This window comes from Roseibium sp. MB-4, from assembly GCF_053005265.1.
In genome coordinates, this window is the sequence record NZ_JBRKQB010000001.1 from 2,077,046 (window position 1) to 2,101,203 (window position 24,158).

At 55.7% G+C, this 24,158-nt stretch carries 23 protein-coding genes; 12 read left to right on the forward strand and 11 right to left on the reverse strand.

The window, feature by feature from the left end; all coding sequences use genetic code 11:
• Positions 1–206 precede the first annotated feature (206 nt).
• Positions 207–2,465 (forward strand): putative bifunctional diguanylate cyclase/phosphodiesterase, encoded by a 2,259-nt coding sequence (locus tag ACVDG4_RS09605; RefSeq protein ID WP_447234883.1) that lies wholly within the window; start codon positions 207–209, stop codon positions 2,463–2,465.
• A gap of 30 nt (positions 2,466–2,495) precedes the next feature.
• On the opposite strand, the gene ACVDG4_RS09610 is transcribed toward ACVDG4_RS09605, so the two are convergent.
• From ACVDG4_RS09610 to fabI, 3 genes are all read right to left on the reverse strand, one after another.
• Positions 2,496–3,677, reverse strand: a complete 1,182-nt coding sequence (locus tag ACVDG4_RS09610) for a DUF3095 family protein (RefSeq protein ID WP_447234884.1) — start codon at positions 3,675–3,677, stop codon at positions 2,496–2,498.
• Positions 3,678–3,799: 122 nt separating this feature from the next.
• On the reverse strand, positions 3,800–4,453 hold the full coding sequence (locus tag ACVDG4_RS09615) for a histidine phosphatase family protein (protein WP_447234885.1): 654 nt from the start codon (positions 4,451–4,453) through the stop codon (positions 3,800–3,802).
• 100 nt (positions 4,454–4,553) lie between these two features.
• The gene (fabI, locus tag ACVDG4_RS09620; RefSeq protein WP_428527893.1) at positions 4,554–5,372 is read right to left on the reverse strand and encodes an enoyl-ACP reductase FabI; all 819 of its coding nucleotides are present in this window, start codon (positions 5,370–5,372) and stop codon (positions 4,554–4,556) included.
• A 171-nt stretch (positions 5,373–5,543) separates the two neighbouring features.
• Between fabI and ACVDG4_RS09625 the strand changes: the two genes are divergently transcribed.
• The 3 genes from ACVDG4_RS09625 (at position 5,544) to ACVDG4_RS09635 (ending at position 10,195) form a co-directional block, all read left to right on the forward strand.
• Positions 5,544–6,956 carry an FAD-binding oxidoreductase gene (locus tag ACVDG4_RS09625; protein WP_447234886.1) on the forward strand — a complete coding sequence of 471 codons (1,413 nt, stop codon included), beginning with the start codon at positions 5,544–5,546 and terminating at the stop codon, positions 6,954–6,956.
• Between the two features lie 991 nt (positions 6,957–7,947).
• Positions 7,948–9,408, forward strand: coding sequence for a chromosomal replication initiator protein DnaA (gene dnaA, locus ACVDG4_RS09630; RefSeq protein WP_209172815.1), 1,461 nt, complete (start codon positions 7,948–7,950; stop codon positions 9,406–9,408).
• Positions 9,409–9,760: 352 nt separating this feature from the next.
• Complete coding sequence (locus ACVDG4_RS09635) at positions 9,761–10,195, forward strand: glyoxalase superfamily protein (protein WP_133948170.1); 435 nt, start codon at positions 9,761–9,763, stop codon at positions 10,193–10,195.
• A 50-nt stretch (positions 10,196–10,245) separates the two neighbouring features.
• Here the strand turns inward: ACVDG4_RS09635 and ACVDG4_RS09640 are convergent, their stop codons facing one another.
• The 4 genes from ACVDG4_RS09640 to ACVDG4_RS09655 all read right to left on the reverse strand — a co-directional run bounded on the left by ACVDG4_RS09640 (position 10,246) and on the right by ACVDG4_RS09655 (position 14,695).
• Positions 10,246–11,115, reverse strand: coding sequence for a class I SAM-dependent methyltransferase (locus ACVDG4_RS09640; protein ID WP_447234887.1), 870 nt, complete (start codon positions 11,113–11,115; stop codon positions 10,246–10,248).
• Between the two features lie 131 nt (positions 11,116–11,246).
• Entirely contained in the window at positions 11,247–12,674 is a 1,428-nt protein-coding gene (locus ACVDG4_RS09645) for a DUF1254 domain-containing protein (protein WP_447235104.1), read from the reverse strand.
• 200 nt (positions 12,675–12,874) lie between these two features.
• Positions 12,875–13,666 carry a prephenate dehydrogenase/arogenate dehydrogenase family protein gene (locus ACVDG4_RS09650; RefSeq protein WP_447234888.1) on the reverse strand — a complete coding sequence of 264 codons (792 nt, stop codon included), beginning with the start codon at positions 13,664–13,666 and terminating at the stop codon, positions 12,875–12,877.
• 282 nt (positions 13,667–13,948) lie between these two features.
• Positions 13,949–14,695 carry an SOS response-associated peptidase gene (locus ACVDG4_RS09655; protein ID WP_447234889.1) on the reverse strand — a complete coding sequence of 249 codons (747 nt, stop codon included), beginning with the start codon at positions 14,693–14,695 and terminating at the stop codon, positions 13,949–13,951.
• Between the two features lie 118 nt (positions 14,696–14,813).
• On the opposite strand from ACVDG4_RS09655, the gene ACVDG4_RS09660 reads away from it, so the two are divergent.
• The 4 genes from ACVDG4_RS09660 (at position 14,814) to ACVDG4_RS09675 (ending at position 16,730) form a co-directional block, all read left to right on the forward strand.
• Positions 14,814–15,326 carry a hypothetical protein gene (locus ACVDG4_RS09660; RefSeq protein ID WP_209172812.1) on the forward strand — a complete coding sequence of 171 codons (513 nt, stop codon included), beginning with the start codon at positions 14,814–14,816 and terminating at the stop codon, positions 15,324–15,326.
• A gap of 28 nt (positions 15,327–15,354) precedes the next feature.
• A complete protein-coding gene (locus ACVDG4_RS09665; protein ID WP_447234890.1) occupies positions 15,355–15,783 on the forward strand; it encodes an NUDIX hydrolase in 429 nt (142 codons plus the stop codon).
• 69 nt (positions 15,784–15,852) lie between these two features.
• Complete coding sequence (locus ACVDG4_RS09670; protein ID WP_447234891.1) at positions 15,853–16,266, forward strand: TIGR02301 family protein; 414 nt, start codon at positions 15,853–15,855, stop codon at positions 16,264–16,266.
• Between the two features lie 191 nt (positions 16,267–16,457).
• Entirely contained in the window at positions 16,458–16,730 is a 273-nt protein-coding gene (locus tag ACVDG4_RS09675; RefSeq protein ID WP_008193146.1) for a hypothetical protein, read from the forward strand.
• Between the two features lie 80 nt (positions 16,731–16,810).
• Here ACVDG4_RS09675 and ACVDG4_RS09680 read toward each other — a convergent pair whose 3' ends face one another.
• Positions 16,811–17,449, reverse strand: a complete 639-nt coding sequence (locus ACVDG4_RS09680; RefSeq protein ID WP_447234892.1) for a LysE family translocator — start codon at positions 17,447–17,449, stop codon at positions 16,811–16,813.
• A 171-nt stretch (positions 17,450–17,620) separates the two neighbouring features.
• On the opposite strand from ACVDG4_RS09680, the gene ACVDG4_RS09685 reads away from it, so the two are divergent.
• On the forward strand, positions 17,621–18,301 hold the full coding sequence (locus ACVDG4_RS09685; RefSeq protein ID WP_447234893.1) for a hypothetical protein: 681 nt from the start codon (positions 17,621–17,623) through the stop codon (positions 18,299–18,301).
• Between the two features lie 10 nt (positions 18,302–18,311).
• On the opposite strand, the gene ACVDG4_RS09690 is transcribed toward ACVDG4_RS09685, so the two are convergent.
• The 3 genes from ACVDG4_RS09690 to ACVDG4_RS09700 all read right to left on the reverse strand — a co-directional run bounded on the left by ACVDG4_RS09690 (position 18,312) and on the right by ACVDG4_RS09700 (position 21,632).
• A complete protein-coding gene (locus ACVDG4_RS09690; protein ID WP_447234894.1) occupies positions 18,312–18,965 on the reverse strand; it encodes a class I SAM-dependent methyltransferase in 654 nt (217 codons plus the stop codon).
• An 18-nt stretch (positions 18,966–18,983) separates the two neighbouring features.
• A complete protein-coding gene (locus ACVDG4_RS09695) occupies positions 18,984–20,246 on the reverse strand; it encodes a BtaA family protein (protein WP_447234895.1) in 1,263 nt (420 codons plus the stop codon).
• Positions 20,247–20,390: 144 nt separating this feature from the next.
• Positions 20,391–21,632, reverse strand: coding sequence for a L,D-transpeptidase family protein (locus tag ACVDG4_RS09700; RefSeq protein ID WP_447234896.1), 1,242 nt, complete (start codon positions 21,630–21,632; stop codon positions 20,391–20,393).
• Between the two features lie 365 nt (positions 21,633–21,997).
• On the opposite strand from ACVDG4_RS09700, the gene ygfZ reads away from it, so the two are divergent.
• The 3 genes from ygfZ (at position 21,998) to ACVDG4_RS09715 (ending at position 24,155) form a co-directional block, all read left to right on the forward strand.
• Positions 21,998–22,888 (forward strand): CAF17-like 4Fe-4S cluster assembly/insertion protein YgfZ, encoded by an 891-nt coding sequence (gene ygfZ / locus ACVDG4_RS09705; RefSeq protein WP_447234897.1) that lies wholly within the window; start codon positions 21,998–22,000, stop codon positions 22,886–22,888.
• Between the two features lie 25 nt (positions 22,889–22,913).
• Positions 22,914–23,576: a YfbR-like 5'-deoxynucleotidase gene (locus tag ACVDG4_RS09710; protein WP_447234898.1), complete on the forward strand. Its 663-nt coding sequence runs from the start codon at positions 22,914–22,916 to the stop codon at positions 23,574–23,576.
• Between the two features lie 69 nt (positions 23,577–23,645).
• Positions 23,646–24,155, forward strand: coding sequence for a tyrosine phosphatase family protein (locus ACVDG4_RS09715; protein WP_409689378.1), 510 nt, complete (start codon positions 23,646–23,648; stop codon positions 24,153–24,155).
• Positions 24,156–24,158: the final 3 nt, after the last annotated feature.

Below are 24,158 nucleotides of genomic sequence, written 5' to 3' on the forward strand. Positions count from 1 at the left end.
AGCTCAAGCCCATGAGGCGTTGGAGCGGTCTTCTATTTCGACGCATGTCAAAATGACAGAAAACAAGAAAATCGCTGATTGATCAAAAACAGATCACCTATACGTGTGAAACGGCGATAGACCCGTTTTTATAAAACCGGATTTGCCAATCGTTAAACACCAATCTTTATCGTGCCTTCCCAAGTTGAGGTCAGCGGGATTCTATCGTGCGCATTCGTGGTTGGCTAACAGGTCTGATCATTTTCTTGCTGGCGCCCAGCCTGCTCTTTGCCTCGCTTTGGTTTTACGGGAATTTCGAAAGTGTCCGCGCGATTGACCGCAGTTTGAAGGGCGTTGGCCTGCTTCAAGCGCTGGGACCACTGACGGAGGAAAAGTCGCGTGGCATCCCTTCACTTGAGATCCCAGACGACTACCGCAACCAGCTTATCCGCTTCGGTGGCCCCGATTATGCGGACTATCTGGACACCCAACTGACAGAGTTTGCGACGGAAGAAGATGTCTCCAAATCGCTGAGACATGCCAGAAGTCTGGCACTTTCGATCGCAGCCCTTGCCAAGATCTCATCATCCAGTCCGTACGAGACAACAAAACTCCCTCATTTGCTGACTGAAATTCTGCCCTCCGTCATTATCGAAACGTCGAAAATGCGCGAGAATGCCGAACTCCTGTCGGCAAAGGACACCATCAACGTCTGGGACAAGATGATGGTTCCGGTTCAGGGCGGGCAATTCAAGGTGGCCGCCGATGGCGCGGCACGTGACACCGTATTGCTGTTCACCGATCTCGTAGGCCCGGCAGCAGATGACCTGCGTCTCATGGCTAGACAGTACCGCGAGGCGAACGTTGCCTTTCAGACCCAAGGAGCCAAGTTTCTGACGTCGACGATACAGGCCGAAACAGGGACCGATATCGTCGCAGAACCCGTAATCACTGCGGAGCCTTTGCTGATCGAAGCCACATACACTCTGTGGCAAGAAACCCTGGATTACTTGCGCGCTGCATTGATCGAAGAAAAGCAGGACACACTTCAGGCAGTCTCCTTAGCCGGCGCTGTTGCGACGGCTGTGATCTTCATCGCCTTTGGGATCGGTGCTGTTCTTGTCAGGGCACTGGCGGACCGGACGCAAAAGGAGTTTGAAAAGCTCGGGTTCCACGATCCATTGACAGGCCTGCCGAACCGCAGAGCTCTGCTGGAGGCACTCCGAACCGTACGCCCGTCCAGCTCAAGTGGCACATCAGGCCTTGTCGTGTTCGACATCCGCCAGTTCCGCAAGATCAATCATCGTTTTGGGGACGAAGCTGGCGACATGATCTTGCGGGCGATTGCGAGCGACCTAACAGCGATCGCGGGCCCAAAAGACTTCCTGTGCCGAACGGGCGGCAGTGAGTTCGCCCTACTCCGCAGGGACGCCAACAGCATCGCAGCCTTTGAATCGTTCGCCCGGAAAGTCTTGAAAAAGATATGCTCGGTCAAAGTCGTGGAAGGCCAGGAAACGGTAATCGATGCTAACGCTGGGGTTTCCTTTCACAAAGCAAACACGGCACTCAGCGAAAACATTCTGACGGACGCAACACTTGCCTTGCGCGCGGCCAAACAGAAGGGATCGAAAGAGCTCGAAGTTTTCTCGCCGATGATGCGTGCCATATTCGAGAGCAACGCGGAGACCGCCAAGGAAGTCCTCTCGGCTCTGGAACATGGCAACATTGTTCCCTGGTATCAGCCTCAGGTGGATATCCACACCGGACAGATCATCGGCGCGGAAGCCCTCGCCCGTTGGATAGATGGAGATCAGGTCCGCTTTCCAGGCGCTTTCCTGCCCGCCGCAGAAGATGCCGGATACATGGAACTTATCGAAACAGCGGTTCGTGAGAACGTGCTCTCGTTGGCAACGACGCTCGAAACCCGGGACATGCATGGCATTCATCTCGGACTGAACGTCTCTGCGAGCTTTCTGGAGCAGGAAAATGTGGCTGAAGAGATCTACGCCAAGATCGTCAGCCTCGGTCTCAAGCCTTCCAACTTCAACCTCGAAATCCTTGAAGCTGTCATGATCGACGAGATCGCTGCCATGCCGGTCAAAGCCAACATTGCGCGCCTGTCAGAACTTGGCTTTTTCATTGAACTCGATGATTTCGGCACCGGCCATTCCAGCATTTCAAGTTTGCGGGACCTCAAGGTGGATCGCGTGAAGATCGACCGCAGCTTTGTCACCGGAGTTGACACCAATCCGGGTCTGCAAAAATTCACAAGCGCCTTGATCAATCTCGCCAAGAGCCTCGACATCAGCGTTTTGGCGGAAGGTGTTGAAACCGAAGGCGAACGGCTCTGGTTGCAACAAAATGGCTGTGATTACATCCAGGGCTTTTTGGTCTCAAAGGCCGTACCGGAAGATCAAATACTGGACATGATCCAGCGGCAGTCGGTCCTGAATGCGGACGGCAAGATTTACGCCGTAACCGCGTGAGCCGCTAAACTTGCGGCTTCTATCGGCGGATCAATTGGTGATCCGAGAAGCTGCTACCCGATCTGCGAGCCTCTTCTTGAAATCGATGGCAGCCAAAGACAGGCCGCCATTGGCCCCGTCCACAAAGTGGATGTGCTGGTTGTTGGACACATCCTGCACGAAACAGGTCATCAGGGCACTGTCAGAGACATGGAGCCCGTAAACCAGTTGGTCCGCTTTTGATTGGCTTTCCAGATACGTCTTCACCGCGGTCAGCTGATCGGGAGTCAGATCGAGAACAAGCTGCAAACTGTCCCCGAGCTTCCTGTGATCGGTATTGAGACTAAGCTCTTTGATATATTTCTTGGGCTCGAAGGGCCCAACCCGGCGCCCGGTGAAGTACCCGTACATGAAGAACAGGCTCTCCACGATCCCCATGAGATAGCCTTTCAGCCAGCGGCCCGGCGAACCAAAACTGGCTTCCAGCGACAAGGTGCGCGGCGGAAACCGGAACTTCAGACGCGGCCCCTCTGCCAAACGGAGCTTTTCGTCGTCCGTTAGTGGATTGAAACCGAGTCCACCGGCCAATCCCTCGATAATCTCCGGCAAACTTTCGTCCGTTGCCGGTTTCAAGATGACGGAAACGATATGCCCATTTTGGGCATCCAACGGCTCCCATCTGCAGGACAATCCGCTCAAAACGGGATCATCTGAAGATGCCGCCAAAGCATAGGGCTTTACGGCCTGAGGATCTTTCAGGATCCTGTCCGCGATCAGCAGGCCGTCGCCGATGATCATGGCAAGGTGATTTCCCGGGCTGAGGCAGTATTTGCGGACTTTGATGTCGCCGCCTCTTTTCCGGATGTCCGCAACCGGAATGGATGCAGCCCGTAACTCCAAATCCACAACATCTCGTGCCAGAGCAACAACGCCGGCGATCGCTTCCGCTGCAAGTTTTTTGTCGGCCTCTGGAACAACGACAACAGCCCCATCGCCGCCGAAAACAAAGGGCACGCGCTCTCGGTCAATCTTGTTGAGGACGGCGGCAATGACGGCCGCACCGACCATGTTGACGTGCTTATAGCGTCCCGCGTTAATGGCGTCGCGGGATCGAACGATGTCGGCAGTCAGGACGACCCAGTCTTCCGGAACGGGAATGAAATCGTTACGTATGTTGTCCGACTTGAAATCTTGGCAGCTAGGAAGCTCGGAATAGAAGTCTTCTGCGGACATGTCTTTGTCTCCGTATGAGTACAGATTCATACGGACTGAAGCTCGGCATCCGATGACCGGACCGAACGCTTTCAGTTCACATATGCGTCAAGACACCGGCCCCGTAAGTGGCCGGGTTGCTCTCAGATTGTTTCAACAGCGGTCATCTGGCTGTCCCGCCAAACGAACACCTTGTCTTGCGGAACATCGTATTTCGGAACCTTGTCCGTATAGCCACCTTCCAGAAGACCGCGCAGAACCCGGAAGACACCGCCATGGGACACTACGACCGAAGGACGGTCAACGGTCACAAGCCACCGTCCGATGCGATCTGCAAGCATCTCATAGCTCTCCCCGCCCGGCGGCACGAAACGCCACTTGTCCGAGCGCCGTTGCTCAACGAGATCCGGATCATTTACGGCCAGCTCTTCAAGCGTGAAACCTTCCCAGTTACCGAAGGTGATTTCCTTCAATTGGTCTTCGAGCCTGTAGGTAACCGGCGCAAGCCCCATTTCCGCCCTCACACGTTCCATCGTCGCCCGGGTCCGGCCGAGAGGAGACGCGACAAAATCCAGGGTATCCGGGTCGATCCCCTCTTTCTCCAAAAACGCCTTCAAAAGCGCGCCATTGTTGGTCGCTTGGCCTTCGCCGTGGGCGTTCAAGGGAATGTCCTTCTGGCCCTGCATCCGGCCTTCGGCATTCCAGTCGGTCTGACCATGGCGGATAAAAATCAGGAATCCGGGATCAAAAAGCTTCTTCAGATATTCAGGGGCTTTGGGCGCAGGTACAATCGTCATGAAGATGTCCGGATATGGAAACGCTCCGGCAAGATATAAGCCGGAGCGCTGAAATTGGAATATGCCCGGCGGGGCCCCGCCTCGGCTTACTGCCTGAGCGTCAATCTTTGACGACGGAAATATCCGGCGCATCGACGGCTTTCATGCCGACGATGTTATAGCCGCAATCGACATGCTGGACTTCGCCAGTGACACCTCGTCCAAGATCGGACAAGAGGAACAGGGCGCTGTCGCCGACTTCCTCAATGGTAACAGAGCGGCGCAGCGGAGAATTGTATTCGTTCCACTTCAAGATATAGCGGAAGTCGCCGATACCGGACGCCGCCAGCGTCTTGATCGGTCCGGCAGAGATCGCATTGACGCGAATGTTTTGCGGTCCGAGATCCATCGCGAGGTATTTGACGCTGGTTTCCAGAGCCGCCTTGGCAACACCCATGACGTTGTAGTGCGGCATGACTTTCTCTGCACCATAGTAGGTCATGGTGAGGATCGACCCGCCATCGGTCATCAGCTTTTCCGCGCGCTGGGTGACAGCGGTCAGCGAGTAGCAGGAGATGTCCATCGTGCGGGCAAAGTTATCGGCGGTCGTATCAACGAAACGGCCGGTCAGCTCGTTCTTGTCGGAGAATGCAACGGCATGAACCAGAAAGTCGATCTTGCCCCACTTTTCTTCAAGCGCCTTGAAGACGTCGTCGATGGACTGAGTGTCGGTCACATCACAATGACCGGCCACAAACGCACCCAGTTCGTCCCCAAGCGGCTCCACGCGTTTCTTCAGAGCGTCGCCCTGGTATGTGAGGGCAAGCTCGGCACCGGCATCGGCAAGCGATTTGGCGATGCCCCAGGCAATTGACTTCTTGTTTGCCAAGCCCATGATCAAGCCACGTTTGCCGTTCATCAGTCCGCGCGTTTCCGCCATCGTATTCTCCGATTAGGATTTCATTCACCACCCGAGCGGGCTGGCCTCCTATGGCACAAGGCATTTTCTCCTTCAAGTCAGACCGAGACGGAATGAAGCGTCGACGGGGGCCGGTTCAATCACTATGTTGGCCGCAAAATTTGATCACGGAACAGGACGAGAATCCCGACTATGGAGCCCTCCCCTCACGCTGAACGCTTCGCCGAAATGATCGGCGCAGCCAACGTATTGACGACCGCCGAAGACCAAGCCCCGTTCCTCACAGAGTGGCGTGACCTCTATAAAGGTGTCACGCCAATGGTGCTGCGGCCAGGATCCACCGAAGAGGTCAGTGCGGTGGTGCGCTATGCCTATGAGAACGATCTGAAGGTCGTCCCGCAAGGCGGGAACACCGGGCTCGTCGGCGGTCAAATTCCGCAGGAATCCGGGGACGAAATCGTTCTTTCACTCACCCGGATGAACAAAGTCCGGGCCGTCGATCCGGACGGTTTCACGCTGACCGTAGAGTCCGGCGTGATCCTTGAGACGGTGCAAAACGAGGCTGAAAAAGTCGACCGCCTGTTCCCGCTTTCACTTGGCGCGCAAGGCTCCTGTCAGATCGGCGGCAACATTTCGACCAACGCCGGCGGCACCGCCGTGCTGGCTTATGGCAACACCCGCGACCTGGTTCTCGGGCTCGAAGTTGTGCTGCCGACAGGTGAGATTTGGAACGGTCTGCGCACCCTTCGCAAAGACAATACCGGTTATGATTTGAAACAATTGTTTATCGGTGGAGAGGGCACCCTGGGGATTATTACGGCAGCCTCTTTGAAGCTGTTTCCCAAGCCGAAGAAACTGGAAGCTGCGTTTATCGGCCTCGCCAACCCGCATGCCGCGTTGAAGGTCTTTTCAATGGCCAAGGCGCAGGCGGGACCGCTGCTCACCGGTTTTGAAATCATGCCGCGTGTCGGCGTGCAATTCTGTCTCGATCATCTGGACGGGGCACGGGATCCCTTGGAGGGCGAACACGCCTGGTATGTGCTTATGGAGCTGTCCAGCGGCTCTGAAGTGTTCCCGGTCAGGGACCTCATGGAGGGCATTCTGGGCGAAGCTTTTGAAGCCGAGCTGGTTGAAGACGCAGCCTTCGCCCAGAACCTCACCCAGGTTCAGGACTTCTGGCACATTCGCCATGGCATGTCGGAAGTCCAAAAGGCCGAAGGCGGATCCATCAAGCATGATGTCTCTATACCGGTTGCCTCTGTTCCCGACTTCCTCGATGAGGCGATTGCTGCCGTCGAAGCATTCGTTCCCGGGTGCCGGCCGGTGCCATTCGGCCACTTGGGCGACGGCAACATCCATTTCAATGTCAGCCAGCCGGTTGGCGCGGACAAGGAAGCCTACCTCGCACAATGGGACGAGATGAATGCGATCGTCCACGGCATCGTTGCAGATTTCAGCGGCAGCATTTCTGCCGAACACGGCATCGGGCGTTTGAAGAAGGATCTGCTGCGCGACGTCAAATCAGAGATCGAGCTCGATCTCATGCGCCGGATCAAATCGGCCTTCGATCCGAAAAACCTCATGAACCCGGGCCGGGTACTCTAAACATACTGAAAATGGGGAGGTGCTCGCCTCCCCTAGGCCGTGTACCTTGCGGAGACCAAGAAGCAAAACTGCTGCGTAAAAAATCAGCCACTTGGCAATATCCATCGGCTGCGCCCACTCCCATTTGGAGTAAATGTCTATTTTTACTTCCAACAGTGAATGCTGTACTTGCCGGTTCGGTAAACGGCGTCAAAAGGTCGGCCAAACGGATTGGCGGAGAATTCCTGCTGAGGCGTGCAATTGTCAATATTACCATATTGCAGCGATTTGTGCCCTGAACGGGGATGCACAGGCCAACCGACTTAGCGGCGATTGCTGACCCGATAATTTCACTCTGTGAAGTAAATGCCTGTTTAGACGAATTTTTTGGTTCTGACCAAGTGGTCAAAAGACGGTTTGCCTCGCCTCAATCCTAAGTTCCTAAGGCCAGGTTTTTCCCACAAATCCACTGCCGAAAAGGCAAGTTTTCAGCAAAAATCGGGTCCATCCTGAATTCGGGCCGTTTTTTTGGCACACGCCACCTTGGGAAAATTCTCATTATTTCTCAGCGCGATCGCAGAATTCACATACAAAGAATTCCCAATTTTCGCGCTTACCTTTTGAAAACTCCTGGATAATTTTCGAAATAGTTAAAAATTTCCTAAAATCCAAACTTGCAACGGCAGAAACCAATAGCAGACCAAGGAGGAATACTGGGCTGGATCTAGCTCTCTGCTCGGCGGCGAGTAAACGGGCAAGTCTCCTTCCCTAAACAACAGAATCGAAGACTGGGCATCTACAAAAATTACAATACAAAACGTCTATGACCCCATAAAAATTAGCTATTTGAAAATATGGTAAGCAAATAGTTAACGTTGTTCATAGGCAAGAATAAGCCAACCGGCCGTTAAGGCCAGAAAACAGCCAAAAGGCAGCGGCAAGAGCAATCGCAGCCAGGCAGGACAGTGCACGTGAAGAAGCGACGAATGCGTTTCTTTGGATGGAGGCCACAATGCAGGTTCAGACTCTACAAGTGTCCGATCCTTGGGATCGGGTGAAGGCGGAACTGAAAAATGAACTGGGCGAAGACATTTTCTCCAACTGGTTCGGCAGGGTAAAACACGAAGAGACAAACGGAGATGCGGTTCGTTTGTCGGTCCCGACACCGTTTCTCAAGAACTGGATCTTGAGCAATTACGAAAAGCAGCTGGTCAACCTGTGGCAGCGGCAGCATGACGACATCAGCCGGGTTGAGCTGACCGTTCGCGGTGCACTCCGCCCGCGGCCGGCTGGCAGCCAGGCACCAAAACCGATCAAGGCACGCCGCATTAGCGGCCGGGCCGCCCCATTTGCCACAAACCCTCAGTTCGGCTCGGTCAACACGGCTGCGTCCATCCCGTGCCTAGCGGACACGGGTGAAGATGCTGCAGCTGATTTCCTGAACGGCGCCGCGCTGAACCCGAAACTGACCTTCGATACCTTTGCCGAAGGAACGTCCAATAGCCTCGCCTGTGCAGCGGTGCGCCAAATGGCGGCCGGTCACGATGGCTCGCTCGGCCTGCTCTACATCCACTCTTCCACCGGCATCGGCAAAACGCACCTGCTCCAGGCTGCGGCCACCGAAGCACGGAAAGGTGGGCGCCGGGTGGCCTATTTGTCTGCTGAATTCTTCATGTACCACCTGGTACCGGCCCTGCGCACACCGGCCTATCCGGTTCTGCGCCAGGCCATGAAGTCCATCGATCTGCTTTTGATCGATGATCTGCAGTTCCTCCACGGCAAACAGGGCCACGAAGAGTTCGGCAAAACTCTCGAAATGCTCATGGAATCGCCGATGAAGATCATCATGGCGGCGGACCGGGCTCCGGACGAAATGAGCACTTTGGGCACCACGGTCCGCCAACGCATCCAGACCGGTGAAGTTGTCACGATCCAGGCGACCGACTATGCGCTCCGTCACGATATCCTCAAGAAACGGATCTTCTCGGCGCGCCGGACCCATCCCGGCTTCACGGTTCCGGACGAAGTGATCGACTACATCGCCCGCTATGTGATTTCCTCCGCACGGGATCTGGAAGGCGCCTTGAACCGCCTGTTTGCACACAACCAGCTGACCAAACAGCCGGTTACCATGCAGCTTGCTGAAAAGACCTTGCATGATCTGGTCCGGATCGGTGAGCCGCGGTCCATCAAGGTCGAAGACATTCAAAACGTTGTCTGCAAGCACTTCAGCGTTACAAAGGCCGACTTGCTGTCTTCCTGCCGTGCCCGGACCCTAGTCCGTCCGCGCCAGATCGCGATGTACATCGCAAAGGTCATGACAGGGCGGTCCTTGCCGGAAATCGGACGCCGGTTCGGCAACCGGGACCACACCACGGTTCTCCATGCGGTGCGCAAGATCGAAAGCATGGTTGCGGGCGATGCGGCGCTGGCCCAAGAGGTCGAACTGTTGAAGCGTCTCGTCCATGCATGAGACGATGCTGGCCTGACATGCACCAGCTTCAGGCCAGCTTCATCCAATAGCCTTTTGGTATGGCAGATGTGATTGCCCTGCCATTTGATTGTGAAGCGTTGTGTACCTGAGTTTCTACTCCTCCCTCCCTTGAAGCCGCCGCGTGCGGCTTTCTTTTTGCCCTCTTGATTTATTTGAACTGGCCACTTACATGTGCGTCCGGTTTGAAGGGACCAGCCGTCCGCGGGCGACAAGCCTCGGTGAACACCTTCGCAGCCGCCTGGCTGCTTCAATCGTTCCTGACTAAGTTGTGCAGGCCGATGGCAATGCGGACCCCATCTGAACATGCCTGCCTTTCTTGGAAGGGTGCGTAATGACTTTACCTAATCTGACTGATCTGAAGTCTCAGGCGAAACGCCTCCGGCTCGCGATCTCAAATTCTGACAGTGCCGACATCAGCCATAGCAAATCGCTGGAACTGGTTGCCAAACAATATGGCTACCGGGACTGGAATACATTGCATGCGGCCACCCAGAGCAACGGCTTCCGTCCCTTCACTGTGGGGGACCGGGTGAACGGCACATATCTTGGCCAGTCTTTCGAAGGCGAAATTCTCGGCTTCGCAAAAACCTCGCAATCCGGGACCTACAGGGTGACGATCCAGTTTGACGCCCCTGTGGATGTGGTGACATTTGACAGCTTCTCCGCTTACCGGAGCCGCGTCACCTGCACCATTCGGGAAAACGGGGTTGCGATCAACCGGACGTCCGACGGGCGCCCGCATTTGGTCATGGACTTGGCTGCGTAGAGCAGCATTGGGCGTCTGAAACAAAACGCCCGACGCTCTTTGCGGCGCTGTTACCGTTTCCGGGTCATCACGAGATGGCCCGGAACCGGCTCCCCTTCCTCCATCCGGACGGTAATCGGGTCCATCGCCAGGATGTCGAAACCGAATTCCTCAAGCCTTTTTCGAACATAAGCTTCGCCTTGAGCAAACCGGCTCTTCGGCCCGACCATATAGTCCCGACCGTCCAGCATGGCATCCGGCAGGGTTTCGGTCGAAAAGGCGAGATACCCGCCCGCTACCAGCCGCTCGGACGCGCCTTTCAGAAAGGGTTCAATCGCGCCGAGATAGGGAAACACATCCGTTGCGGCGATAAAGTTCCAAGATGGACGGCTGCCGTCTTCTTCCTCAAATTCTTCAAGAAACTCGACGGCTTCTCCGACATAGAGGTCATTATAGACCTCCCGATCATAAGCCAGTTCGACAATCCGTTCCGACAGGTCAACGCCGGTTAGATGCTGTGCGGTCTCGGAGAACGCGAGACCAGTCAATCCGGTGCCGCAGCCAAGATCCAGAAAACGGTCGAACGGTCCCAGCTGCAATCGCCCGACAAGGTCCTGAAGTAGCAACGGGACACAATATCCAAGGTCATCGACCAGAATTTCATCAAAGACATCTGCGTGTTGATCGAACAAGGTCGCCACATAGGCATCCGGCATCTTGCCGGGCGTCTCCGCCACGCCCATGGCTGCGAGCCGGATACTGACGCCGCCAGGATCGGACGGATCGAGTGCCAAGGCTTCCCGGTAGGACTCGGCCGCTGCGACGAGGTCACCTGCCTTTTCGAGTTTCAAACCCCGATTGTAAGCTTCCGCAAGCGCGTCGTTCTCGACGGTTGCTGCGGGCATGTCAGATACGTCGGAATTGGTTTGATCGTCGCTCATCAGGCTCTCATTTCTCGTTGAAGCCCTCTCCTATCGCGGCCTTGGTTACAATGCACGGCAAAAGGTTGTTCTTGAACCAAATTCAAATCACTACTCTGCGGACAAAGCAGTTGTTCCGAAATTGATCAATCCTACGGTTCAACCCTGTTTAATTGCGGCAATTCGAAGTCTCCACTAATTACATTGTCCTGCGGCTCGTAAAGCCTGATCTGCAGCATGAAATTACCATCCGGAGCAGGTAGCCAATTGGCCAGACGTTTGGCATCGTTGGGCCTGTCCTTTGAAATGAAAATTGTCAACGAGCCGTCGCCGTTGCGCTGCAAGCCTTGAGTTGTGGTACCAATTTTATAGCGATCAATCTCGTTCTCCACCATGAACCGGTCTGTGTCGTCATACATAGTCATAGACCAGAAGCCGCCTACGTCTCCTCTGACCGGCATGTCGGGAGGAAACGTAATCTCATATGCGTTATTGCCATTAAGTTGCTGCCCCTGATCATCTACGAAGCGTTTGGGGTACATCGCCCTCTCTGGCGAGTTCAGACCCACCGAGTTCATGTTGACTGCGGAGCGCAAGAGGAAATCGTTGCCGTAGCGTCCGGCTTCGTATTCCCAATTCCAACCGTTCACTGGCGTGCCGGTGAACTTGGCCGTATCGGCAACAATGCTAAAGCCATCTTGAAATGCCGCTTTCAGCGCTGATTTCCGCGTGTTGGACAAGTCAATGACGTCTGTGTCGTCTGACCCGATGCCTATGAAAGCAAATTGGTCTGTCATAGCCGCGGCTTCAGGCAAGGGATTTGCCTCAAGAACATCATCAAGACGTTTGAACCAATCCAGTCCCGACGGGAACGACACCGTGGGCGCACCGTTGGACACAAGCGGTTCGGGCTGTTCACCGCCGTCCGGGTATGAACTAAGGGACATCAAACGAAACAGCTTCTGAACTTCTCGTGCCGCTTCTTGGTCCTCAGGGGTACTGACGCCCAAGCGTCCTGCGAGCCAAATGTAACGCGTGTTCGAATAGTACACCGACAGGTCGTCCGGGATGGGTCCTTCGTACCCACGCTTTGCAAGGACAAAATATTCATCGCCATCGCCCACTGTTGCACCAGTCAGATCAACAACCGACTCAGTATACATGTCCAAAATTTGCTGTATCCAGTAGCGATCTTCGATCTTGGGTACGTACAACACGAGCGGTTCTTCTTCCAGATCAGCCCAGCCTTGAATGTAAAGTGTGTCGTTGTTAGGTGTTGCATAGGACTGATCACGGTAGTCCCAAAGCCGGGTAATAGGACCCAGTTGATTGATTGGCGCTTGTCCGTTGTTCGTCGGTGAGTCAACAGACGTCTGCAGTACACGTGCCACGTCCATCATGACAGGTGCCCAGCCGTAGACCACCGCCTGAACCCCTAAGGTGTAAGCATAGTCATATTCGGCTTTCTGTCGTTCGGACAAATCTACGTCTGTGTTCGCGGCTACACTGGTAACAGCAAATGCAAGCGCGAAAATGGTTGCAACTGCGCGAATGCTCTGAAGGATTCGGTCTAAGGGCATTTGTTTCACTCTGAAAATGTGCGGCCTACCAGATGAAAAGCTTCCTAGAAGGCACTAATCATTGCAAATCACGTTGTTAAGCGAAGCGTTTGTTTCGTAGCATGTATCGCTATGGAAAAGAAAAGGGGTGGGCCCCGTCTGCTTAGGTCTCACACCGGTCGTTCCTCTGGCTCAAGAACCATCGAATCCTTACTGCTCTATCAACGTCCCGTGTCGTTGCGTGAAATTGTCGTCGAGGCCGCCTCCAAATCGGCATTCAGACTCGCCGCCAAATCGAAAAACTGGCGTCGCACGGCCTCAGCGTAGGGATTGGTCTTCTCAATCGCATCAAAAACTTCCGGTGCATCGTACTGAACCATGGATATTGCCTCTGACAACAAGTCGAAGCTCTTTGTTGTCATGCGCGTTGGTAACGGCCCCATTCTCAATAGCACTTTAGCGATGAGGTGTGTGAGCCCTTGAACAACTGCGGCTTCTTGGTCGTGATCTTCTGGTGTCGTTACAATGACTTTCAATCCAAGAGATTTTCGTAAAAACGCCGCCATCCGAACGTGTTGTTTTCCCCGAATGGGGCAAACCGCAATTTTCAGCCCTGTAACGCCTTTCTCAGCACTCTGAGGACCAAACAACGGGTGAGTGGCTACGATTTCTACACAGTTCGGTAGCAGCCGCTGCATGATTTCCGACGGAATTACTTTGACCGAGCCAACATCGACAATCAGCGCACCCGGCTTGCAAGTACGAGCGATTTCGCGAACGACCTGCTCGAAGGAAGAGACCGGTGCGGCAATTAGGATCACATCTGCCTGGGTCACTGAATGGAACGACGAGAGTGTCACCCCGAGTTGCTGTGCAACCTTCGCAAGGCTCGGGGATGGATCATACGCCGATATCTCGAAATGCTCGCCCAGATGAAGCGCAGCAAGTTGCCCGAAAGCACCGAAGCCTACGATGCCCAGTGACGTATGATGAATTCTTCTTTTGGTGTTCAATATCTCGACCTTTGTAATTGCCGCCCGGCAAAAGGTCGTTTTTATGGTGACCGCTGTCAGGGGCAGCGGAAAACCAATGATGAATGACCCGCAGCTATGTAAACTGCGGATAATAGTCCTGACATGGCGAACTCAAATTCATCATGTGGCTAGGTCTAATGCACCCAATCGAACAAAGTCAATGACCGCCGAATAGCGGTTGTAAACTGCGGCGCAGCAGTCTGGAAGTTTGGGCTCAAACCGGTCATTCCACTGGCTCGAAAACCATAGGTTCCTAGACGCTCAAAACAGATCCAACTGCCCACCGCCTGTTGCCGTCTTCTTTTGAGTTCGGCTCGTCTTTTCCGGAGTGTCTGTCTGCTCAAGTGGAACCTCGACTTGCAGGTCCGGGTCATCATTCACGACTTTGTTGACTCGCGTTGAGACGGGAACAGCTTTCAGATAATCGTCTTCGATTGGCAGCATCAGCTGTTTCACATCGCGAACGGGCACATTGCCGGTGTCCAGCCATGTCTCGAAACTCTCCGGCTTCAGAATCACCGGCATTCGATGGTGGATCTCGGACATCATCCGGTTGGATTGCGTGGTCAGCATCGCCCCGGAATCCATGTCGCCGCCGTCCGGATCCGACCACGTTTCCCAAAGGCCCGCAAAGGCCATCAGCCCACCATCTGCGGGCGAAATATAGAAAGGTTGCTTGCCCTCGGGCGTCCGCCGCCACTCGTAAAAACCGGAGGCTGGAAACAGACACCGATGGTGTTTCATCGCCGACCGGAAAGATGGTTTTTCGGCAGCCGTCTCTGCGCGTGCATTGATCAGAAGCGTGAAACTTGCCGGATCCTTGACCCAGGACGGGATCAGGCCCCAGCGGACAAGTTGAAACCGCCGCTGGCCATGTGCATTGATCACTGTTGCGACCGGCTGGGTCGGCGCGATGTTGTAGCGTGCCGGAAAATTCGGTTGATCGATGTAGCCAAAAAGCGCCCGCACATCGTCCGGTGTGGCTGTCAGGCTGTAACGTCCGCACATGTCTGGTTGTCCTTATTCACATGCCCGTTTGCGAATTATCAAGAAATGACGTGAAGTTAGGCAATTTGAAACGATAAAGCGCTAGCTTTTTCAAAAGTAACATAATCGGGGGTCGGGTATGGAATGTGTGGATCCAGTTTTGGGCGCCGGTGAGCTGGCCGCCGAACGGCTGGAGCAGGCCAATATCAATTCCCAGACCGGCCTGGCAACCGACTACCTAAACCATTTCAATGAAGTGATGATGCTGCTCGAAATGCTGCCGGCAATGCCGGATTGCGCCGCTGACGTTCTGGAATGGCAGCCGCTCGACTATGAAGGGCACTTTGAGAATTCATCCTTCAAGGACAAGAAACTGGCGATCCTTGCCTATCATGCCGCACCGGCCCACCTCCGCGAGCACCTTGAAGCTCGCGTCTCCGACATCAATGCGCTCGTGGCTCAAATCCAGGATCAGCTCCGCGAAACCGAAGACCCGTCAGTGATCGCTGCGGAGATCGCCGACTTCGCGACCCACGAGATCAAACCACTGATCTCGACGGCAAGTGGTGTGATCCACGGTCACGTCAAACCGGAAGCCGAGCAACCCGAAGGCGATGACGCACAGGCAGAGATCGACGCCCTGTTTGCCTGATCGACCTTTTATGTGACAGAGTTTGGGTATGTCCCCCCCCTTTCCTTCCATCCCCATTCTCAGCGTCAGTGTGCTCTGCCATAAGGATGGCTCCGCGCTTCTCATCAAGCGCGGCAAACCGCCTTACAAGGACCATTGGAGCCTGCCGGGCGGTAAGGTGGAGTTCGGCGAAACACTTGCAGAGGCCGCGGCGCGGGAGCTGCGCGAAGAGACCGAGCTGAAGGCAGAGCTTGCCGGACCCGTCGAGGTGTTTGACTCCATCCAACGTGATGAAACCGGGAACATCCTTTCTCATTTCGTTTTGGCGGTTTTTGTTGCGGCAAACCCGTCCGGGACCGTGATGGCCGGTGATGATGCCACCGCGGCTGAATGGGTGGCCCTAGAAGACCTGGACGGCCGCATCACGACACCTGGAACACCGGCGCGGATCCGGCGCCTGCTCTCCAAGCTCTCCTGAGAAGCGAATTCCTGGGGTCAACGCACCATAGCTGTTGCAGGACGCGCACGCCCGGCGCATGATCGTCCTATGTTCGGAAACGCGATACAACCTGGGTTTCCCGCCGCCGCCTTTTTGGCGGCGTTTCTTGTCGTATCCGGACCTCCAACCGCTTCTGCTCAGGACACACCAAGCGTCAGCGCTCCGCCCTATGAACCGCAGCTGATGCGGCTGTCTGAAATCTTCGGAGCGTTGCATTACCTGCGTCCGCTGTGCGGAGAAGACGACACGCCAACCTGGCGGGATCGTATGGAGGAATTCCTCGACGCTGAAACCCGGGATGAAAACCGGCGGCGGCGATTCATCGAGCGATTCAATCAGGGTTATCGCGGTTTTTCAGTCGCTTATCAGGACTGCACGGATGCCGCACGTCTCGCCATGGCACAGTATTTGGGCCAAGGCGAAACGATCATATCCGACGTGACCAGCCGTTACGGGCGCTGAACCCGGCAGATTTTTCCATTTCGTTATCAGTTCGTAAACTTTTTGCATCAAATTTGTGGGTGGCCGTTAAGTTTGTGTTCACGGTTGCTTATCAGCGCGATTCACCGTGCTAGGATCAGTTCATGAGATTCGGGGATGGGACACGCTGGGGTTGATACCAAGCGCGTCGGGAAAGACCGGTAAGGGAACGAATGATCAACGACGATTACGCCGAAGCGGCAATGGAAGCCGAATTTGCCGAAGACGAGGATATTCGGCGCGCTGCATTGGGCTTCATTTCAGAAGCCTGGTCAGAAGCTATTGCCAATGGTGTCGACGCGGATGCTGTCGCACATGCCGCAATGTTCACCGCCCTCGCCGACCTCGTTGCGGCCTATGGCGAAGATGCAGTTGCCAAACTGGCCGAAGGTTTGCCGGACCGAATCCAGCGCGGCGACTACACGGTCAACCGGGTTCTGCAGTAGCATCAGCTTGGCAAGTACTGTTATTTGGAGAGGCCGGTTCGTCCGGCCTTTTTGAGTTCTGTTTCGCGCAAAGCCTAGGGTCAGCGGATCAGATCGTAGGCAAGCTTCAGGTAGATCAGCCCGCCAAAGATCATCAAAATGGCACCGGCAATATGATTGGCCCGGTCGAGCCAGGCATCGTCGATGCGGGATCTGAAATGGGTCACTGTCGCAGAGATGAAGACCCACCAGGAACACGCGCCGGCCGTGACACCGGCGACCATCATCAGCGACCCGAAGTAGTTGTCGTGGTCCGGGCGCCAGTCCCCTAAGCTACCGAAAATCGCGATAAAGGCCAGAATTGTTCCCGGGTTTGTGATGGCCATGAAGAACGCCGCCGTTGCATCGCCCCAGAACCCATGCTCCTTGCCGTCATCCCCGCCGTTCAAGTGCGGATGGCTGTTCCAGATTTTCAAACCGAAAATAATCAGAAGCGCTCCGCCGACGATCTCAATCAGATCGAATTGGCCTTCGATGAACCGCGTTACGGCGGAGACGCCAAATATCGCGACGGTCGCATAGATCGTGTCTGCGACAACAGCCCCAAGTCCAACGAACACCCCATGGCGAAACCCGCTGCGTACGGCATGCTGGATGGCCATGACGTTGACAGGTCCGACCGGTGCCGTGGTGATGATACCGATGAAGAAGCCAATAACGGCATATTCCAAAAAGGTCACAGGCCAGCCTTAGGTGTGTTGTCGTCGCCCGAGCGGGAGGGAATACCTTCGATAGCGCTGCAGCCCATGCACCACAAGCATATCAACGCCGTTTCTTATTGTTTTCACATTGCCATGAACTGATTAAAGAAGAACGGCTGACGGTACGGCGATTCTAAAGGAGAAAGACCCATGAAATGGCACACCCTCGGGGCATGCATTGCCTTTCTCTTGTGTGTTGGGAACGCTCCAGCCAAAACGGTCACTGTCGAGACGATTGAAGTGTCGCCCGCCCAAGGTGAAGACAGTCCTGCGGCCACTCCAGAAACGATCCCACTCGGAGATCTGCCCGGCACCTTGGAAAGTGCTGATGAGGTGATTGGTGACGTCCCGGACGCCCTCCAGGATCGGCCGCAAATCCTTTACAACAAGTCCTATCTGCCCAAACCCGTCGCCCGCATGCATTCCCAGATGATGGAGGCCGCTCTGTCCGGCGATATCAACCGGATGCGCATCATTCTGGAAAGCAACGAGGTCATGCCGACCTTGTCGTTCGGAGAAATTGAAGATCCGATCGATTTCCTGAAAGAAAGCTCCGGCGACGGGGAAGGCTACGAGATACTGGCTATCCTCGCAGACATACTGGACGCCGGTTTCGTACATGTGGACGCTGGCACCCCGCAGGAAATGTATGTCTGGCCGTATTTCTCTCGCTATCCGATCCAGGATCTAACGCCGGAGCAAAAGGTTGAGCTGTTCCGCATCGTAACCTCAGGCGACTTTGCAGAAATGGAGCAATACGGCGCCTGGAATTTCTACCGGGTCGGCATTGGCCCGGATGGCACCCTGCATTACTTTGTCGCCGGCGATTGATCTAGAAAGATCACGGTTTGCGGAGGTCTGCCATAACGGCATAGCCGCGATAGATCGGCTTGTAGGAACATGTGGCGCCGTTGTCCTGCGCCAATTTCTGCAGTTCCTCCTGCAGATCCGCGCGCGGTGTGACATGGAAAGAGGCCAGCCATTTCATTAGTAGCGCCTTGAACCACACCGGCAGCTCCTCCTGCTGGCCGAAGTCGACGATGTGAATACGCCCTTGAGGAGCCAGATGCGCCAATCCAGCCGCCAGCGCCTCACGCCAAATCGGCATCATGGACAGGGTGTACGAGAAGAACACCCGCTCGAACTGGGAGACCCCCAAAGCCGTCACCGCCGCCGGGTCTGAAGCATCTCCGCGAACAAGAATGATCCGGTCTGTGAGGCCTGCTTTTTCGATATTCGCGCGGGCCGTCTCCAGCATTTGTTCAGAAATGTCGAGGCCATAATACCGCACGTTAGGATAACGCTTGGCCGCCGCAATCAGATTGCGCCCTGTGCCGCAACCAAGCTCGAGAACATGACTGCCCTCCGGTGGCGCCAAATCCCGGATGAGCCGATCCCGGCCGAGCAAATAGTATTTGCGGGTCAGATCATAGATGTGGCGCTGGTTGCGGTAGACCGCATCCATCAGGCCTGCGGTGTCAGCTGTTTGGCTCATGACGTTTGCGGCGCTCGCCTATCCCTTGAAGACGTAGAGGTGGAACCCGCCATAGATCGAGGATCGATCCTGACGGCCGAGCTCAAGGCTCTCCTCAGCTTCATAGGTCCAGCGGTCCAAAATCTCGTCGGCAACACGGCCCGGCAAAAGGCTTGGTTCAGCGGCCGTCCGGAAGATCACCCTTGCGCCTGGACGCGCCGTCCGCGTGATCTCGCTCCACAGCGCATTGAGCTGGTGATCCGTCATCCAGTCCTGCGCATCCAGCAGCAGGTATGCGTCCAGGACATCCTCGCCAACGCTCTGCAGATGCTCGGTAAAGTTCCGGTTCAGGACCCGGACGCGGCCGGCGCGGTCACGGATATCTTCAAAATGATCACGTTTGAGATACGGCGGCAGAGGTCCGGATTTACCCGTCGTTCCGCCATCTTGAGGCGCATAACCCCGGCCAAAGGCCTGCCACGCGAAGTAGTTGTCTGACATGGAGAAATCGCAAGCAAGTTTTTCGAGCCGCTCTTTCAGGACCGCAGACATGTTGCCGTCCGCATTGCCGGATACCAGCGCATCATATTGCGCCGGTGGAATGCCCAGACCATAAAGAGACATCTTCTTCGACGTCGCCCAGCGAACCAGGCGCTTGTCAAACAGTGGCGCCAGAGCCGTGTCGAAGAAGCTGCGCTGCTCTTCAAGAGACTTGGCCCGGACCATGTGCTTGGGGTCGATACCGTACAGGCGGGCGACCAAGTGCCCTGCGCCAATGCAGTAGCCCAGAAGGCCATGATGGTAGAGATCACGCGAGAACAGCGTTATGCGCTTGCGGCCCCAGTTGGCCAGATCCCGGCCTTCCCAGTAGTGAATGGTTTCCGGATCAAGGTTGGCTTTGAGGAAACGCTCATACGCTGCGACGTTGGCCTTCTCGTCCGCCTCACCGAAGAACCGGTAAAATGTCTCGTAGTTCGGGAAATGCTTTGCCGCAGCGAGTTTCAAACGGCCAAGGGCCACATGTGCCCGGTTCAAATCAACTGCGGTGATCTCTGCGGGATTGGCGGTCAGGTATGACATCACGTTGCAGCCACCAGACGCAATCGTCACCATCCGGCTTTCCGTGGTCAGACGGAGAGCCCGCATGTCGACATCCGGGTCTTCCCAGATTTGCGGATAGACCAGGCCCTTGAATGCGAAGGTAAAGAGCCGTTCCAGCATTCCATCGCGGGACGCGGCATCCGAGCGGTGCACCGCGTTTTTCAGACGTTTTTTGGATGCAGTTAACGTGCTCTGAGGCATCTCGCTCTCCCGGATCGCTGTTCGAAAGTTCCCTTGCGATACGGGAGAGTGACGACAGTTTGGTGACGTTCACGCCAGAATTGTGAGGTTATCCGGATAATAGTCTTGCGCCGGATTTCCGGCACAAGACGCTTGGCCGATCTGTCAACGCGTGATCACAACGAAGTCTGTGCCAAGACCCGTGTTGCGCTGATAGCTGCGGTCCGTCACGGTCAATGATGTTCCCGGCGTCAGCATTTTCGAAAGGTCTTCGGCGACTTTTTGCGGGATCTCCAGACGATCCAGGATTTCATATGATGCACCGCCGCGTTCGCCTTCTGCGGAGACGGCAATCCACTCGACAGACGGGTCGCCCTGTTTGAAATCAAGTGCGGTGAAGACATGGGTGCCGATATCAACGCCGGCAGCCTTGATTGTGACAGGCGCGCTGTAAACATCGCGGAACTTACGGCGGACCCGGAGCTTGGCATTGTGGGGCTTTTCATACCCGGCCTCACGGTAAATCCGCGCCACCAGACTGTCGGTGATGTTGCCGGTGATCGGCAGGTCCGCGCCTTCCTGATAAAGCTCGATCGCTGCCCGGGTCTTGCGCCCGACCACGCCATCGACCGGCCCGGCATTGTATCCAAGCTCGTTCAAAAGCCGCTGCAGTACCTTGTTTTTGCTCGGCGGCTTTTGCGGCGTGATGATCATCCGAAGCGGTTGATCGAAATGAGGGTTTTCCGGTTCTGCAGCTGCTAAGGGCGTCTGCAGAACAGCTGGCTGGATCGCGCCGCGCAGCGCCGGATCCATGGCAATGTTCTGTGCAGACAAGCTCGCCACCTTGGTGGAGGGCGATAACGGCTGCGGCAGAGCGCTGTGCGTGACAGGCATTGGTGTTGCAGCGGCACGCGTTACGACCACGTGATTACCGCGCGCTGTCATACCGAAGATTGATTTGGCAAAGCTGCGTGGCAGACGGATGCAGCCGTGAGACGCCGGATACCCAGGGAGTTTGCCCTGATGAAGCGCAATCCCAGACCACGTTAGGCGCTGCATGAACGGCATCGGGGCGTTGTCATAAAGGTTGGAGAAGTGCTTGCGCCGTTTTTCCAGAATAGAAAACACGCCCGTCGGGGTGCTGTTGCCACGTTTTCCGGAAGAAATCGGCGATGTCTCGATCAGTTCAGAGCCACGATAAACATCAATACGCTGCTCATCGAGAGAGACAAGAAAATGCAACGGGTCCTGTTTTTGGAACTCTTCAGGCGTGCCCTGAACTGCTTCGCTGGCAAGGCTGGTTGAGCCCGCTGCCAAGGTCAGAAAAGCCGCACATGCGAGCTGCGACAACCTACGCCCAGCGGCGCGCGATTTCGAAGGTCTTTCACCGTACTTCGTCACAAACATTCCCGAGCTCCCCAACGCAATACCCATAAGCCCTTAGAAAACCTTACAAGTGAGCCGTGTATTTTGGGTTAGGACATAAGGTTACCAAATGGTTTCCAAGCGTCCAGTCCCTCTAAGCGCACCTTTCCTCGCACACTAGCGGCGGGCTGGCTGTTATTCACATCACAAATTCGAAGAGTTTCCGGGTGTGTTTTTCAGGACACATTCTTTTTGGCTGGCGCCGCGCACCAATTACCGAGGTTCCGCTGAAGGGTACAGCCGCAGTGTCTTGGCGGGATCACAGGCCGATACCTTGTCTGTCTACACGAAAGGGCTTATCTGCCGTTCAAGGCCGCGTCTGGCATAACTTCAAGGAGCGTTTTCCCGTGTCATCCCCCAATATCGCACCGCTTCATGATCGTGCCCTGATCCGCGTCTCTGGCCCGGACGCCGAGCACTTTCTTCAGAACCTCGTGACGGCCGACATCGATGAGCTGGCGGAGCCGGGCGCAACACTTTCCGCGCTGCTGACGCCCCAGGGCAAGATCCTCTTCGATTTCCTCATTTACAAACAGAACGGCGGCTACCTGATTGATGCTCCAAAAGAAACATCCGCGGATCTTTTAAAGCGCCTGATATTCTACCGCTTGCGAGCAAAGGTGGATCTGGAAGCTGCCGGTGAAGATGTCTGCGTGTTTGCCGTTTGGGGGGAAGACCTGTCAGACACAAACGGCGCCGAACTTGTTGTGACGGATCCGCGTCTTGCAGCGCTCGGCCAGAGGATTGTCGCTTCTGCCGGTTTTGCGGAAAAGTCTTTGGCCACGGTCAAGGATCTTGAGGCCTATGACGCCCATCGTGTCGCCCTCGGAGTTCCGGAGGGTCTGAAGGATTTCGCATACTCCGACATTTTCCCGCACGATGCGGATATGGATCAGCTCGGCGGCGTTTCCTTCAAAAAGGGCTGCTATGTCGGACAGGAAGTGGTCTCGCGTGTCCATCACCGGGGCACAGCCCGTAAACGGTTTATCCAAATCGAGGCAGCCGGCGCGCTCCCGGAAAAGGGCACAGCTGTCATCGCCAACGACAAAAGCGTCGGCGAACTCGGCTCGTCCACAATGATCGATGGCCAAGCCTTTGGCGTTGCCCTGCTGCGCCTTGACAAGGTGCACCAAGCCATTGAAAACGGCGTCCCGCTGACCTGCGAAAATGTGGCCATTACCGTCAAGCTGCCAGACTGGGCAGAGTTCGGCTGGCCGGATGCCAAGGCAGCGGAGTAACGTTCCACCCACCGACAGGGGTCCAATGTCTGCTTCCCGTTCTGATGAGCCGCCCCGCGCCTGGCAACGCATGTTGTCCGGCCGCCGGCTGAACCTCTTGGACCCCTCGCCGCTCGATGTTGAGATTTCCGACATTGCCCACGGCCTTGCCCGTGTCGCCCGATGGAACGGTCAGACCTACGGCGATCATGCGTTCTCCGTTGCGGAACATTCGCTGATCGTGGAAGACATCGCTCTCAGCTTGAAGCCAGATATCTCGCCGGACTGGCGGCTTGCAATCCTTCTCCACGATGCCCCGGAATATGTGATCGGAGACATGATTTCGCCGTTCAAAACAGTAATCGGTGAAGCCTACAAGGCGGTTGAACACCGGCTGCAAAGCGCTATCCATTTACGCTTTGGCTTGCCTGCGGACATGCCGCAGACAATCAAGAAACTCTGCAAACGAGCGGACATCATCTGCGCCTATTTTGAAGCCGTTGAACTTGCTGGCTTCGATGACAAGGAAGCTGCCACAATCTTCGGACGTCCCCGCGGCTATCCCGCCGACGCGGATGGCAGGTTGCGGTATGGTTTGAAACCTTTGCCCGTCGCGAAAGCGGAAACCTTGTTTATGGAGCGGTTCGAACTGATCGAAGCCCTGCGGGAAGCTGGGAAAAAACCGAAAACCGGACGCGCAAGCAGGTGACCTGACCGGCGAATAGCCCTACCTTCACCTTACGCCCCTACGGCACTGAATTTTCGTTCTGGAACCTGAATGCTGCACGTGTGCTCCCTGTCCCGGCTGAGCGAAACGGTTGAAAAAACCGGCGCCAAGTCACTCGTTACCCTGATCAATGCCGAGATGCCGGTTCCGACACCGCCCAGCATTTCTGCAGAGCGTCATCTGAACCTGTCGTTCAATGATATCCCAGCGCCGGTTAAGGGGCTGACACCGCCAGGTGAAAGCCATGTTGAGCAGCTTCTGGCATTTGTCCGAGCATGGGACCGGACATCGCCGATGGTCATTCATTGCTGGGCCGGGATTAGCCGCTCCACCGCGGGCGCTTATGTGACGGCCTGCGCGCTCAATCCGGAGGCAGACGAATACACTGTGGCCGCGAAGCTGCGCCGCCAATCGCCCTCCGCAACGCCCAACCCGCGTATTGTTGCGATGGCGGACAAAATCCTCAATCGTGATGGCCGGATGATTGACGCCATTCGGGGCATCGGGCGCGGTGCCAACGCGTTCGAGGGTGCCCCCTTCGAGATGCCCATATACGATTAACGA